Origin of the sequence: Acinetobacter stercoris, assembly GCF_900323515.1 — a bacterium.
GTDB classification, from domain to species: Bacteria; Pseudomonadota; Gammaproteobacteria; order Pseudomonadales; family Moraxellaceae; genus Acinetobacter; species Acinetobacter stercoris.
Genome location: NZ_OOGT01000021.1, coordinates 15,632 through 30,257 on the forward strand (window position 1 = coordinate 15,632; position 14,626 = coordinate 30,257).

Here is a 14,626-nt window from a genome sequence, read left to right on the forward strand (position 1 = left end):
CATCTTATAGGACAGTGTCATGGATAGAGTAAACTTAAGTAAGGCTGCGCCTGAACTTTATAAAACGGTTGCCGAGCTTGACAATCTGGCAATGCAAAGAGTGAAGCAAGCAAAAATTGCCGAAGGATTTGCCCATTTACTTAAACTTAGAGCGTCTCAAATTAATCAATGTGCATTTTGCATCCGTATGCATACACATGATGCATTAAAAACAGGAGAAACCATTGATCGGGTTGTACTGTTGGATGCATGGAGAGAAACAGAATATTTCACCCCAAAAGAACAGGCTGCTTTGCAGTTGATCGAAGAAATCACTTTACTGCCAATTCAACATTTTCCAGAAGCACATTACCAAACTTCAGCAGAACAACTATCTTCTGAAGAAATTGCAGCAATAGAATGGCTCGCGATCGTCATTAATTCATGGAATAGAATCGCAATAGCCAGTCACTATAAAGTTGCTCCGGATCAAACTTAAAACTTGCAAGTCAGCATAAAAAAGAGCGCAGTATGCGCTCTTAAACATTAACTTTATACATCTGCTGAACTTGGCGGAATATTACGTATCGCAGCAGCAAGAGTTAAATAGTTTATCCCTTGAAATAGGATATCTATTCCTAAAAACATTCCCAAGACCCAGAATGGAGACGTCGGCGAAGCAATAATTAATATCCCGGTGAGTAACGTCAATAACCCCGAAAAAAGTGTCCAACCCCAGCCTGGAAGCGGTTTAAACATAAATGCATTGATAATGCGGATAATCCCGCCAATGATCAGGGCAATTGCTAATAAACTGGTTAAGACGACAGCCGTTTGTACAGGCGCAGTAAAGGCATAGTATCCTGCAATCAAATACAGTACACCAAATATCGCCCATAACCAGCGATAACCTCCATCAAAGATTTTAAATGCTGCAACGATGTGCAGTACTCCACCAACCATCATCAGGATTCCAAATAAGAAAACCACTGATAAAGTTGCCATACCAAGAGAGGCTAGTAATACAACACCAAAGATGATCAATAATGCACCGAGTAACAAATACCATTTGCGATTTTCATGTAATTGATGACGAACCAAGTCATTACCCACTGTTCTCATAGTCGTTGCTCTTCTTTTTTATAAAGATTGTTTTTATTTTTGAACCAATTGATCAATTTGTCTGTATTAAAACTGCATCTATATATCTCATATTCACAGTAATCATTAAATGAAATGTGGATAAAGTTTGTTTTATCCACAATACTACTCACTTTTGAGTAATCCAACAGGAAAATAGCACCCGCATCTAAAACTAGAATGAGTTACTGCTTGTAGATATCTATTGGATTTTCAATAATTTCCTGGGTTGTTTTAGAACAAAATTTTCCCATAAATAATCATATAATTTTTTTGATTTCCAAATACAACGGGTTCCTTTGCCTCAGACAAACTGCACCACTTATATTCAACATGGTCTAAATTTAGAATAACAGTCTGATTTAGCTTACAAAACTCTACAAATACTGGAATTAGTTTAAGCAGAATAAAAAATGCCAGCCGTAGCTGACATTCTATTTTCAATGAGAGATTAACCTTCAACCCATTTTCCATCCTGATAGACCAGACTCCATTTCGTCTGTTTCCCTTCTGCTGTTTCCGAGCCGATGTACTGTGCCTGATTTTTACGACTAAACTTGATCAAAGTCGGGTTGCCTTCTGGATCTGCATCTGGTGCATCCAGCAAGAATTTGTATTTTGGATCAAGCTGATCAGCAACAGTACGGATCTCTGCAACTTTAGGTGCACGTGTTTCACGGATTTTTGGAAACTTACTAGCTGCAAGGAATAAACCTGCTGCACCATCACGAAGTACAAAAAAGTCATCATGCTTGGTTGAACGCAAGTGCTCCATTTTAATTGGATCTACACGTGGCGGAGCTGGTTGGCCATTCTTTAAAACTTTACGGGTATTGTCACAGTTTGTGCAGGCAAAGTATGGTCCAAAACGACCATTTTTGAGTTGCATTTCACTGCCACATTTATCGCAAGGAATGGTTGGACCATCATAGCCCTTGATTTTAAACTCACCTTCTTCCAGCTCAAAACCATCACAATCTGGATTGTTACCACAGATATGTAATTTGCGACCGCCATCTATCACATAACTGTCCATCGCAGTCCCACATTTAGGACAACGTTTCTTCGCCATCAAATCAGCAGTTTCAACACCCTCATCATCTGAAAGTGCAGCAAGCGATTCGACTGGTGTCAGATTTAGAGTGCCTTTACAACGCTCTTTTGGAGGCAGGTTATAACCAGAACATCCCAAGAACACACCTGTAGTCCCTGTCCGAATCTGCATCGGACGTGAACATAACGGACAATGCACAGCAGCCACTTCTACAGGCAAATTACGGCGCATACCTGACTCACCTTGTGCTGTAGTCAAGCGTTTTTTGAAATCACCATAAAAGCTGTCAAGTAACTCTTTCCAGTTACGATGCCCTTCCGCAACCTTATCCAGCTGTCCTTCAAGATCAGCAGTAAAGTCATAATTCATCAGGTTATTGAAACTTTCATCCAGACGGTCGGTGACAATTTCACCCATCTTCTCGGCAAAAAGACGGCGGTTTTCAAGTTTTACATAACCACGATCTTGAATGGTTGAAATAATCGCTGCATATGTCGAAGGACGACCAATACCCCGTTTTTCAAGCTCTTTCACTAATGATGCTTCAGTAAAACGTGCTGGAGGCTTAGTAAAATGTTGTGATGGATCGAGCTTCTCAAGTTTTAAAATTTCACCGACTTTAACTGCTGGAAGCAACACATCATCATCAGATTTGTTTTGACCACGAACTTTGGTAAAACCGTCAAATACCAGTGTACGACCTTTGGCCTTTAGTTCTACGCCATTTGCATCAACCAGAATCGTCGATGATAAATATTCTGCCGGTGTCATTTGACAAGCAACAAACTGACGCCAGATCAAATCATACAAACGCTGGGCATCACGTTCTACACCAACTAAACTATCACCTTTCAAAGCCACGTTAGATGGACGAATCGCCTCATGGGCTTCTTGAGCATTGGCTTTGTTACCGTAACGGTTTGCTTTTGCAGGAAGATATTTAGCACCATATTCAGTTTCAATATGATTACGTACCATATTGACTGCATCATCACTCAAAAATGTTGAGTCAGTACGCATATAGGTAATAAAACCAGCCTCATACAAACGCTGGGCAAGCATCATGGTTTTCTTTACAGAAAAACCAAGTCGAGTACTTGCAGCCTGTTGCAATGTTGACGTGATATATGGTGCGCTAGGATTAACCTTGGTTGGCTTATCTTCACGGTTGGCAACTTTATATGCTGCATCTTTTAAAATATTCAATAAAGCATCAGTTTCTGCTTTATTTTTTAACTTTAACGTCTTGCCATTTTGCTTCACAGCTTCAAGACGAATATCATCTTTTGTCGCTTTGGTATCTGCAAAAACTTGCCAATATTCTTCTGGTATAAACGCACGGATTTCGCGTTCACGCTCTACAACCAGTTTAACAGCAACAGATTGCACACGACCTGCTGAAAGACCACGTGCAATTTTCTCCCAAAGCAATGGTGAGATCATAAAGCCGACAACACGGTCCAAGAATCGACGAGCCTGTTGAGCGTTGACTTTATCCGTATCTAAACGAGATGGATGTTTAAATGCTTCCTGAATGGCATTTTTGGTAATTTCATTAAATACCACACGCTGGTAACGGGATTCATCACCACCAATGACTTCTTTTAAATGCCAGGCAATTGCTTCCCCTTCACGATCCAGATCGGTTGCGAGATAGACCTCGTCAACCTGCGAAGCAAGCTTTTTCAGTTCAGCAACAACGTGTTCTTTGCCTGGCAAAATTTCATATTTAGCTTTCCAATCGTGTTCGGGATCAACCCCCATCCGATTGATCAAGGCAGACTGTGCTTTTTCTGCCTTTTGTGCCTCCGTCAATTTGGTACGGGTTGCTGGTTTTTTTTCTGTACTTTTAGAACCACCCGTAGGCAAATCACGAACATGCCCCACTGAAGATTTCACGATATATTGTGAACCTAAGTATTTATTAATGGTTTTCGCTTTTGCAGGCGACTCCACAATCACTAAAGCGCGTTTAGTGCCAGCCTCACTTGCTGAAGCTGTGCTTTTGGATGTGGACCGAGGAGCTTTCGCCATAATGAACCGTTATTCCTATAGTTTGTAAATAAATCAAATTTCAGCCAGAGAAAGTAAATATGCTTTCATATCATCAAGTTGCGTCGCACGCAGGTCTGTTTCTTCATCCCAGTAAATGCCGACGCAGTTTGCTTGCATATCAATAGCATAAATACCTTTTAATGCAATGGGCAAATCATTAAATTTCGCATCCCCCTGAACAACTTTAAGGACTTGGTCTTCAACTCGTGCTCGCATTAAAGGTAGACGTGCATCAGAAATAAGCACACTATAATAGGCAACCATACTGGCACGATCTGAAGTTGCCATAGGAACATGTGTCCAATCTGGGGCAACCACCAAACGTGGATGCAATGCCATTTTACGGGCTTTTTCACGCATCAATCCCAACGCTTTTTCTCTCGGGCTGACACGTAACCCAAAAATAGACCCAAGCACAAAAACAATAATTATGCCTGCGACCCAAATACCTGCATGTTCCATAAATCACCTTACCTTTCTATATTAGGGTTGCATAAGCTGAATACAAAACGCAAGTTTTAAATTATTGGTGCAGATAATTAACATATTTTAGTTTAATTTATATGATTCATTCTTAATCAATTTGTCTGATTTTATCTTCATATATTTCCATCCAGGCACCTAAATGATAGATAGGATCTTTTAATGTACGTCCCAAATCACTGATCTGGTATTCAACTTTTGGAGGAACTTCAGCATAGACTTTTTTAGTAATGAGTTGATGTTTTTCAAGAATTTTCAAATGCTTGGAAAGTTCTTTTTGCGTAATCGGTGCAAGTGCTTTCTGTAACTCACCAAATCGGACTGGTGCTTGTTTTTCAATCAAATGAAAAGCGATGGGTAAAATCCATTTCCCAGAAAAAATTCCGACAAAACGCATAATCGAACAATCTTGTTCATATGATGTCTGGTTCATAAATTTCTCTACATAAAATTACAAATTATTGAAGCACATCTCATCACATTTCCAACCATATCACGACCAAGTATGCAAATGGAAACTACTGTTTTATTCACACTAAAAACAGCATATTGAAGCTGTCTAATTTTTGAAAAAGAGTAAAATCATGCGATTGCAAGATAAAACCATTTTTATTACCGGAGCAACCAGCGGTATAGGTCTAGCAAGCCTAAAAAAATGTATTGAACAAGGCGCTTTCGTTGTATTTACCGCCCGTCATGCTACAAGCGTTCAAGAAATTCAACAACGCTACCCAAAGCAAACACTCGGTTTGGTTCATGATAGTGCTAACATCAGTGCTCAAAAGACACTTATACAAACGCTACAAGAGCAAAATATCAATCTGGATGCCGTTTTTTTAAACGCAGGCAATGTATCCCATGCCCACCTGGAAGAATGGGATGAACAAAATTTTGATCTATTGATCAATACCAATCTGAAAGGACCTTTTTTCTTTATTCAAGCCGCATTACCTATACTAAACCAAGGATGTTCTGTGATTTTATGTGGTTCCACCAGTATTCACATCGCTCTTGAACAAAGCAGCGTCTATGCAGCTTCAAAAATTGCTTTGCGCTCTTTGGTAAAAACCTTATCACGTGAATTATTAAGTAAAAACATTCGTTTTAACCTCCTTTCTCCAGGTCCAACTTTTACGCCTGCACTGGATAAAATTGCAACAACCGATGTAGAAAAGGCTCAACTCAAACAACAAATTAAAGCACTTGTTCCAATTGGCCGTTTTGCAGAAGCATCCGAAATTGCCAATGCCTTGATTTATCTAGCTTCTGATGAATCAAGATTTGTTGTCGGGACTGAACTCTTGGTTGATGGCGGGGTTGCCAACCTATAATCTGCATTCTCTTGCTCTAGACCGTTTTTCAGGGCAAGATAATATTTTTTATTGAATATATTATAAAAATGAACGCAAAATTTTTAGTAAAAATAAGTAATATTATTGGGTTAGTTTCTATAGTGCTTTTAATTTACTGGGTCTTTACCTTTGTTTTGATTCAGGTATTTGGTCTTAAAGTTTTCCGTGAATATATGACCAATACTTTTGCCATGAGCATCTTGGGGATTATTGCCCTGATGGCTGGCGCACTGATGTTAAATATTATGTTTAATCTGACACGTATTGCTGAACGAAATGATGAGGTTAAAAACGACCGGAGTACTCGAAAAATTATCATCATGCTGTTAGCTGTCTTCCCCCTCATCACGATTCTTATTTTTAGTGGAGACTATTTAACATCCAAGAAAAAACGAGACATTTTTGAACAATCCGTCAAAAACATGATTCAGACACAACCTAGACAAATCCAGCAGTTGACCAATTATCAGTTTAATGAAAGCTATATAAAACAAGCAAGTAAGAACCTGGAAACATTGAGTCTTCTGGATACATCGTTTAATCAAGTCAAAGTTATTGTTCCTGATCAAATTCAAGGTAATCCAGTTTATTTAGGCTTTGGTAAAGAATATTTTATCGAAGTAGATAACGAGCATTATAATGCCATTCCTGTTGAGCCAGAATTGGCCGCCAATAATGCTATTACAACAGAAACCAATAGCAAAATTTCAGTCGATAAAAAGCGCTATATACAAACACTTGATCTGGATGAAAAGCAGTATCTGGATGAAGTCTTTAAACATAATTCAAAGCAAGCTCTGTTTAAAGCTAAAGATGGCTATTACGAATTATTTTATCCTTACCAGTCCCAAAACCCAAAGACCATTGTTTTATATTTCACCGATCGGCAATATTATGGAAAACTAGGTAGTTAAATAATAAAGGCTGTGGTCATATTCACAGCCTTTTTAACTTGAATTTTAGTGTAAAAACATTTCATGACTATAAACAACATCATGACCATTCCAATAGATATACCCCTTTTCAATCAATTCCTTGAGCAATAAACGTACATCTGTTTGCGGGAACATTCTCTCAAGCAAATCACGTAAAGCATATATATCCTTTGGTTTTTCAGCTTTTAGTTCATCCAGTTTCTGGATCACTTCCATTTGCACAGGATCAATGCTGGAGAAATTCCTAAACAAATGATTTTGAATATTTTCAACAGAATCATTCTGTTCAATTTCAGATAAAACCTGTTTTGAATCTTGTTGAATTTTAGTTAATAAATCATCGACTTCATAAACTTTATCATGTGAAGAATCATCTAAGTCAAGATTCAGATCAGCCCATTTTTTTAATACTTTTTTACGATAGGATACCTGTTCATCTTCACGCTTCACAATTTTTAAATTAATCAAAGTACCTATTAGACGTTGTGCATTCTCAGGAATAATCTTCAAAATATTGGCAATAGAATTACGAAGCTTTTCAACCGTATTTGGTTTTCCAGACATTTTTGCTAAAGCATCACAATATTTTTTAACCAATTGCAAATAAGGTTTATTTTTTATTGTTTCTATATCAGGAAAACGTTGCTTATCTGGATTATGTTCTGTTGATACACGGATCAAATGACACTGTAATCCAGAGCCACGCATTAACTGTATCAATATCTCGATCTCATCCCTTGCAGAAATAACCTCAATATGAGTTTCTGGTTCTAATAAAGCCATTAGCTGCCCAACAATGACAGCATATTCACATTCTTTTTTCTGTGCTGTGGGCGTATCCAGTACAATCAATTGCCCTGAACTGATCCAGCTCGCGAGCTCAGTGAGATCTGCTAATGGAAAGTTAAACTGTCCTTGAGCGTTGAACACATAAAGCGTTGGATAATGCTCGACAATATCCCGAATCTGTTGTGCAGTCGGCATATTATTTTCAAGATCAAATAAAGCTACTTTATTGTCCATAATCTAAACAAGAATCATTCTATATTGGTACAGCTTATCATTAGAACGGTGTTCTAAGAAAAGGTCAATAAAAAAATGGAGGCTTTTTGAGAAGCCTCCATTTTTCAATTGATTAAATATATATAAATTTGGCAGTTTAACTAATTTATTTCTGCTATCACTTGATCAGCCTGACAAGTTGTTGCCTGCTCTTTCAGCCGTTTAATTTGACCGGTTTTATGGGCTAATACCTGTACCTCCATTTTCATGGCTTCCATAATCGCAACAACCTGACCCTCCTGAACTTGCTCGCCATCTTGTACTTTCCACTCACTAATGACCCCATTAATCGGGGCGAGTAAATGCTCTGGACGTACGTCAACTTGTTGTGTCTGCTCCACTTGTGTGTTGATAGTGGATACAGCATTTTGTGCAAACATTCCCGCTGGTAAACCTAGGCGATGTAATTTTCCATCGATTTCAATATAGCTAAGCAACATCGGCTGTTGATGTTGAGGAATACTACGTTTCGTTGCTTTCAAGTCCTGCTTAAAATCATTCTCAATCCAGCGAGTATGAACTTTAAAATCTTCTGTAAAGTCTGGTTCATTTAAAATGGCACGATGAAAATCAAGAACAGAGGCAACCCCTTCTATTTTAAATTGCTTTAAAGCACGTTTTGCACGTGCTATCGCGATATCACGGGTAGCTCCAGTGATAATGAGCTTTGCCATAAGTGAATCAAAATGACTGGATACAAGTGAACCTGTACGCACACCAGTATCTACACGTACTCCATTACCAGATGGAGCTTCAAATAAACCAAGTGTTCCAAATGCAGGAATAAATCCACGACTTGGATCTTCGGCATTGATTCGAAATTCGATCGCATGACCTTGTGGTTTTGGACTTTCCTTGATGGATAACTCGTGCCCTAAAGCAACCCGAATTTGCTCAACCACCAGATCAACATTTGCAGTTTCTTCCGTGACAGGATGCTCGACCTGCAAACGGGTATTTACTTCCAGAAATGATAGTTTTCCATCCCGACTCAGCAAATATTCAACTGTCCCCGCTCCTACATAATTTGCTGCCTGACAGATATTTTTCGCAGAAGTTAAAATTTCCTGATAGATTTCATCAGAAATAAATGGTGCTGGTGCTTCTTCAACCAGTTTTTGATTACGGCGTTGCAATGAGCAATCCCGCGTACCCAATACCACGACATGACCATACTGATCAGCGATCACTTGTGCTTCGACATGACGAGGTTGATCCAGATATTGTTCAACAAAACATTCGCCACGACCAAATGCAGCTTTGGCTTCGCGTACAGCCGAATCATAGAGTTCTTTAACTTCTTCGAGTTTCCAAGCCACTTTTAGCCCACGACCACCGCCGCCAAAAGCTGCTTTTATTGCAATGGGTAAACCATGTTCCTGAGCAAACAATAAAGCCTCATCAGCATTGTTCAATGGTTCCTGAGTACCTTGTACCAAAGGTGCACCAACTGAAGCGGCTATTTTACGTGCTTGTATCTTGTCTCCCAGCTTTTCAATCGCTGTAGGTGAAGGTCCAACCCATTTCAATCCAGCATCAATCACTGCCTGAGCAAATTCGGCACGTTCTGATAAAAAACCATAACCTGGATGGATCATGGTTGCTTTGGATTTTTTTGCAATGTCGATAATCGAGGCAATATTTAAATATGTTTCACTCGCTGTTGCACCTGCCAAGCCCCAGGCTTCGTCTGCAAGCTCAACATGCATGCTACCGATATCATCATCAGCATAGACAGCAACTGAAGCGATCCCCATATCCCGACAAGCATTGATAATACGAACAGCAATTTCACCACGGTTAGCGATCAATAGTTTTTCAGTCATTTGTTGTTGAGTATTCATAATCCTTGTCCAATATCTTCAAATTCTTTAATCTTTTTAAATCTGATGTGGCATCCTGCAGGAATTTGTGCAACCACATCCCAATGATGTTTGGCAACCGATGCAATCACTGGATATCCACCAGTCAAAGGATGATCGTTCATGAATAAAACAGGCTGGCCACTCGGTGGAACCTGCAATGCTCCGATACATGTCCCTTCACTTTCCAGTTCCTGAGTCATTTTGCGTACCAAAGAAGTTTCACCTGCCAGACGTAACCCGACACGATTACTTTCATTGGTCACTAACCATGATTGTTGACACAATACCTCAATACTTTGCTGGTCAAACCAGTCTGTCCGTGGTCCCATCACAATATCAAGCTCAACCGTATCACCAACTTTGGGTAAATCAGTTTTTGCAACTTCATGCAAACTGATATCAGATACATTCAACTGCCCGTGATATACAACATCACCTATTGATAAAGGCTTTGGACCGAGCAAGGCCAGAGTGTCAAATGAACAACTCTTGAGAACAGGCTTAACATCCAGACCACCACGAACTGCCAGATAATTTCTAAGCCCAGCAGTCGGAGTCAAGACCTGGAACTCATCTCCCTCATCTAGCGCAATGGCCTGGTAACTCTCATAATCTGCCTGTTGCCCATCAACGAATTTCACATGAATCTTTGACAATGCACCTGCAACTGCAATAACGGCCGGACTTTGTATTTGGGCTTTTAAACCACCATTTAAAACCTCAATCGCTGCCGTATCAGCTGGATTACCCACGATACGGTTTGCAATATGCATAGATGACTTATCCATTGCACCTGCTGTCCCGACACCGATATTGGTCTGATTAAAGCGCCCCTCATCCTGAATCAGCATTTGCAAACCTGGTGCAGTAATTTTAAAGACAGGAGATGAGCGTTTTTCCTCAACTGCTACAATCTGCTTGGGCACGTTGACTGAAACAGGATGTCGTGTGACGTCTTCAAAATGCACATTCATTCCAGGCAATAGCAATGCAGGATTTTCACGTTCCAAATCCCACATTTTTTTTGACGTTGTACCTATCAACTGCCAGCCACCAGGGCTATCTTTTGGATAGATTCCCGAATACTGACCTGCTAGTCCAAGCGAGCCTGCTGGAATCTTTTTACGTGGTACTTTCAACCGTGGAATATCTGTAAATGGCTGATCAGGACTACTCATGTAGGCAAATCCTGGCGCAAAACCAATAAATGCAACATTCCATGTACTTTGGCTATGTTTCAAAATCAGGTCAGCAACAGATAAACCTTGTAGCTCAGCAACCTGTTCTAAATCTTCGCCATCATAACGAATAGGAATAATTACTTCCTGAACAGATCGAACAAGGCTTGTTCCTGCCTCCAGACTACGAATCAAAGGCATAAGATGATAAAAGCTGGTTTCTATTTCATTAAAGAAAACCAATATTGTTTTTGCAGCTGGAATTAAATCCTTAATCCCTTTTATTTGTGTATCTTGCAATTTGCTGTATAACGCCAGAGTTTCGTCCAAACTCGCCAGTTCAATCAAAAAACAGTCAGCATTTACCGATAGAAATCGCATTTGCTTTTCCTTTTATAACTAACCTATCCAAGCTCGATCAGGAATATCGGTGATAAACATATGACCGGGTGCATGACTAATGGCGAATGGTATCTTTGAGTTCATGACTGCTGCTTGCGGTGTTACCCCACATGCCCAAAATACAGGGATTTCCCCAGCTTCTATACGTGAAGCCTCACCAAAATCAGGTTTATTTACATCTTGGATACCTAAGCTTTCAGGATGTCCAATATGTACAGGTGCGCCATGCACGCTTGGCATACGAGCTGTTATTTTTACAGCTTCTGTAATTTGGTGTGAAGGAATTGGACGCATAGAAACCACCATGTTTCCTGAAATGCGCCCAGCAGGAAGGCATTCGATATTACTCAAATACATCGGTACATTAGTATTGTCATGGATATGACGTACCTCAATACCAGCTTCCTGCAAAGCGGTTTCAAAGGAGAAACTACAGCCAATTAAAAAGGTCACCAAATCTGGATGGGCATTATAGATGTCACTGGCATCCGTCACTTCATCCACCATTTCCCCATCTTTCCAGATACGATAACGAGGAAAATCAGTACGAATATCAGAATCAGCAGCAAGTGTACTGTTATAAACACCCTCTTCTAAAACGTCTAAAACTGGGCAACTTTGCGGATTACGGTGTGCATAGAGTAAAAAATCATATGCCCAGTCTTTAGGGACAGAAATCATATTGCACTGCGTCATTCCCGCTGCCATTCCTGCTGTTGGTTGATCAAAACCAGCGCGAATTTTTAATCGGGCATCCAGTGCTGCTTTTAGTTGGGCTGGGTCAACTCTTAAATCCTTTAACATTGCTTTCTTCCTACACAAACTCATTCACAGAATGGACGAACCTGAATATTGTTCTTCAACAATTCAGCTTTGATCGCAGCGGACATTTCCAGCGCACCGTCAGTATCACCATGCAGGCAAATGGTATCCGCCTGAATCGGAGTAAATATGCCATCTATAGATTCAACACCGCCCTTTTGCAACATGGATACAACACGCTTTGCAACATAATCAGTATCGTGCAAAACAGCGCCCTCTAAACGGCGTGAAACTAGAGAACCATCACTGTGATACGCACGATCAGCAAATGCCTCTGATACGACTTTAAGCCCAGCATCACGTGCTTGAGTAACTACATTAGATCCTGCAAGCGCGACCAGAACCAATTCCGGGTTATACATTTTAATTGCTTCAATTACGGCTTCAGCCTGAACACTATCTTTAGCAATCGTGTTATATAGCGCACCGTGTGGCTTGACATATTTCACTTTAGAACCAGCGACCTTCGCCAAACCATCCAGAGCAGAAATTTGATAGAGTACATCGGCAATTAACTCATCTCTGGACAAATCCATATTGCGTCGCCCAAAACCAACCAGATCAGGATAGGCCACATGCGCCCCGATGGTTACACCGAGTTTTACTGCTTGTTTTAGTGTTTTTAAAATACCCAGTGGGTCACCAGCATGAAATCCACAAGCAATATTGGCACTGGTCACCACAGGCAAGATCTGTTCATCATTACCCATTTTCCATGAACCAAAGCTTTCACCTAAGTCGCTATTTAAATCCACAAACATTGCATAACTCCTTTTTAACTTAGAGTCTGGTTAGATAATTAAACACGGTAGAAAATGACATATACCCCATCCACCACGTTAATAAGCAAGTCAGAACACCTAAAATGAGCAACCATTTTGGATAGTTATAATTTCCCATCATATCTTTACGACATGCAGCAACGTATACAAATATGGTTAAACCAATTGGAAGAACTAGACCATTAAACCCGCCAACAAATATCAGCAAGCCTGCTGGTGTCGCACCAAGCAATACATAAAGCAATAAAGCTAAAGAAATGAAAGAAATAGTCGTATAGTTAGTTTGCTTTTGAGTCAGATTTTTCTTAAATGCAGTAAAGAACGATACCGATGTATAAGCTGCACCAATCGTACTACTGATACCAGCTGCCCAGAAGATCAGACCAAAAAGCTTAAATCCGAAAGTACCTGCTGCATATTGAAAAGCTTGTGCAGCAGGATTGGCATTATGACTAGATAAATCAATCGTTGCACCACTGACAACTACACCTAAAAATGCTAAAAACAAGACGTAACGCATTATCCCGACAACAACAATACCTTTGGTTGCAGCTTTTGCCACTTCATCAATATTTTCAGGACCGACTGCACCTTTGTCGAGTAAGCGGTGTGCGCCTGCATAACAGATATATCCACCTACAGTACCACCAACAATCGTAGTAATCACTGCAAAATCAATCTGATCAGGCGCAAAAGTTTGCTGAACTGCTTGTCCTACAGGTGGCATAACGATAAAGGCAACAATGATAATCAGGGCAATTTTGAGCAAGCCCAAAACAATCATGCTTTTGTCCATTGCCAAAGTTGCTTTACGTGAAGCAAAAATTAAAATGGCTAATGCACCACTTAAAACTCCACCAATTTTAGTATCCAGTCCAAACAGCGCATTTAAACCCAATGCAGCTCCGGCAATATTCCCGATACTAAAGAAAAAACCACCAAGAATAACTAAAAATGCCAGTAAATAACCACTGCCTGGCAGAGCTTTATTGGCAATATCTGAAGCCCGCATTTGAGTCAGAGTTACAACTCGCCATATATTTTGCTGAACAACATAATCTACAAGAATTGAGATCAGAATTGCGAAACCAAATGCAGCTCCCAATTTCACAGTAAAGACAGCAGTTTGTGTTAAAAAACCAGGGCCCATTGCAGAAGTTGCCATCATAAAGATTGATGCAACAATCGCCCATTGACGATCAGATAACAAAGATGATTTTAATAAAGACATGTTGATGCGTTCCTCATCCATTTGAGCTTAATAAACGCTATTTTCAAGTTGAACAAAGAACATCATTTTCCCAAATATGAAATTCTTTAATCCTTTTAAATTGCCAAGATTCGGATCTGAAGTTAACCTGCCAAATCTTGTATTTAAAATAAAAACATATGAAAGCCTTACTCTCAATAAGACTTTTCTCGTTTTTAATTAAATTCAATTTATTGATTTTATTTATTTTTTTATTTCACAAAAAAACAGGATAAGTGTTTTTTATAGATTCTTATAAGTTCTGGTT

13 protein-coding genes are annotated in these 14,626 nt (G+C 39.7%); 3 read left to right on the forward strand and 10 right to left on the reverse strand.

Features of this window, described 5'->3' with window-relative positions; translation table 11 throughout:
• The first annotated feature begins 19 nt into the window (after positions 1-19).
• The gene (locus KPC_RS03815; protein ID WP_121973091.1) at positions 20-478 is read left to right on the forward strand and encodes a carboxymuconolactone decarboxylase family protein; all 459 of its coding nucleotides are present in this window, start codon (positions 20-22) and stop codon (positions 476-478) included.
• 53 nt (positions 479-531) lie between these two features.
• Here the strand turns inward: KPC_RS03815 and KPC_RS03820 are convergent, their stop codons facing one another.
• The 4 genes from KPC_RS03820 to KPC_RS03840 all read right to left on the reverse strand — a co-directional run bounded on the left by KPC_RS03820 (position 532) and on the right by KPC_RS03840 (position 5,144).
• Complete coding sequence (locus KPC_RS03820; RefSeq protein WP_121973092.1) at positions 532-1,101, reverse strand: HdeD family acid-resistance protein; 570 nt, start codon at positions 1,099-1,101, stop codon at positions 532-534.
• Between the two features lie 469 nt (positions 1,102-1,570).
• Entirely contained in the window at positions 1,571-4,207 is a 2,637-nt protein-coding gene (gene topA / locus KPC_RS03830; protein ID WP_121973094.1) for a type I DNA topoisomerase, read from the reverse strand.
• A gap of 33 nt (positions 4,208-4,240) precedes the next feature.
• Positions 4,241-4,690: an ammonium transporter gene (locus KPC_RS03835; RefSeq protein WP_121973095.1), complete on the reverse strand. Its 450-nt coding sequence runs from the start codon at positions 4,688-4,690 to the stop codon at positions 4,241-4,243.
• A 112-nt stretch (positions 4,691-4,802) separates the two neighbouring features.
• Positions 4,803-5,144, reverse strand: coding sequence for a winged helix-turn-helix transcriptional regulator (locus KPC_RS03840; RefSeq protein WP_121973096.1), 342 nt, complete (start codon positions 5,142-5,144; stop codon positions 4,803-4,805).
• A 151-nt stretch (positions 5,145-5,295) separates the two neighbouring features.
• Here KPC_RS03840 and KPC_RS03845 point away from each other — a divergent pair, with 151 nt between their 5' ends.
• Together KPC_RS03845 and KPC_RS03850 are read left to right on the forward strand one after the other, a co-directional pair.
• On the forward strand, positions 5,296-6,042 hold the full coding sequence (locus KPC_RS03845; protein WP_121973097.1) for an SDR family oxidoreductase: 747 nt from the start codon (positions 5,296-5,298) through the stop codon (positions 6,040-6,042).
• A 68-nt stretch (positions 6,043-6,110) separates the two neighbouring features.
• A complete protein-coding gene (locus KPC_RS03850; RefSeq protein WP_121973098.1) occupies positions 6,111-6,977 on the forward strand; it encodes a peptidase in 867 nt (288 codons plus the stop codon).
• Positions 6,978-7,022: 45 nt separating this feature from the next.
• Here the strand turns inward: KPC_RS03850 and KPC_RS03855 are convergent, their stop codons facing one another.
• The 6 genes from KPC_RS03855 to KPC_RS03880 all read right to left on the reverse strand — a co-directional run bounded on the left by KPC_RS03855 (position 7,023) and on the right by KPC_RS03880 (position 14,361).
• Entirely contained in the window at positions 7,023-8,021 is a 999-nt protein-coding gene (locus tag KPC_RS03855) for a hypothetical protein (protein WP_121973099.1), read from the reverse strand.
• A gap of 140 nt (positions 8,022-8,161) precedes the next feature.
• Complete coding sequence (locus KPC_RS03860; protein ID WP_171334416.1) at positions 8,162-9,886, reverse strand: acetyl/propionyl/methylcrotonyl-CoA carboxylase subunit alpha; 1,725 nt, start codon at positions 9,884-9,886, stop codon at positions 8,162-8,164.
• Positions 9,887-9,900: 14 nt separating this feature from the next.
• The gene (locus tag KPC_RS03865) at positions 9,901-11,484 is read right to left on the reverse strand and encodes a 5-oxoprolinase subunit B/C family protein (protein WP_121973101.1); all 1,584 of its coding nucleotides are present in this window, start codon (positions 11,482-11,484) and stop codon (positions 9,901-9,903) included.
• Positions 11,485-11,502: 18 nt separating this feature from the next.
• On the reverse strand, positions 11,503-12,309 hold the full coding sequence (locus KPC_RS03870) for a putative hydro-lyase (RefSeq protein WP_121973102.1): 807 nt from the start codon (positions 12,307-12,309) through the stop codon (positions 11,503-11,505).
• Positions 12,310-12,329: 20 nt separating this feature from the next.
• Positions 12,330-13,088 (reverse strand): LamB/YcsF family protein, encoded by a 759-nt coding sequence (locus KPC_RS03875; RefSeq protein WP_121973103.1) that lies wholly within the window; start codon positions 13,086-13,088, stop codon positions 12,330-12,332.
• A gap of 19 nt (positions 13,089-13,107) precedes the next feature.
• Positions 13,108-14,361, reverse strand: a complete 1,254-nt coding sequence (locus KPC_RS03880) for an NRAMP family divalent metal transporter (protein WP_121973104.1) — start codon at positions 14,359-14,361, stop codon at positions 13,108-13,110.
• Positions 14,362-14,626 lie beyond the last annotated feature (265 nt).

Coding starts and splice junctions, on each gene's coding strand:
- KPC_RS03815 (WP_121973091.1), top strand. CDS start 20: ATGGATAGAGTAAACTTAAGTAAGGCTGCGCCTGAACTTTATAAAACG.
- KPC_RS03820 (WP_121973092.1), bottom strand. CDS start 1,101: ATGAGAACAGTGGGTAATGACTTGGTTCGTCATCAATTACATGAAAAT.
- topA (WP_121973094.1), bottom strand. CDS start 4,207: ATGGCGAAAGCTCCTCGGTCCACATCCAAAAGCACAGCTTCAGCAAGT.
- KPC_RS03835 (WP_121973095.1), bottom strand. CDS start 4,690: ATGGAACATGCAGGTATTTGGGTCGCAGGCATAATTATTGTTTTTGTG.
- KPC_RS03840 (WP_121973096.1), bottom strand. CDS start 5,144: ATGAACCAGACATCATATGAACAAGATTGTTCGATTATGCGTTTTGTC.
- KPC_RS03845 (WP_121973097.1), top strand. CDS start 5,296: ATGCGATTGCAAGATAAAACCATTTTTATTACCGGAGCAACCAGCGGT.
- KPC_RS03850 (WP_121973098.1), top strand. CDS start 6,111: ATGAACGCAAAATTTTTAGTAAAAATAAGTAATATTATTGGGTTAGTT.
- KPC_RS03855 (WP_121973099.1), bottom strand. CDS start 8,021: ATGGACAATAAAGTAGCTTTATTTGATCTTGAAAATAATATGCCGACT.
- KPC_RS03860 (WP_171334416.1), bottom strand. CDS start 9,886: ATGACTGAAAAACTATTGATCGCTAACCGTGGTGAAATTGCTGTTCGT.
- KPC_RS03865 (WP_121973101.1), bottom strand. CDS start 11,484: ATGCGATTTCTATCGGTAAATGCTGACTGTTTTTTGATTGAACTGGCG.
- KPC_RS03870 (WP_121973102.1), bottom strand. CDS start 12,309: ATGTTAAAGGATTTAAGAGTTGACCCAGCCCAACTAAAAGCAGCACTG.
- KPC_RS03875 (WP_121973103.1), bottom strand. CDS start 13,088: ATGTTTGTGGATTTAAATAGCGACTTAGGTGAAAGCTTTGGTTCATGG.
- KPC_RS03880 (WP_121973104.1), bottom strand. CDS start 14,361: ATGGATGAGGAACGCATCAACATGTCTTTATTAAAATCATCTTTGTTA.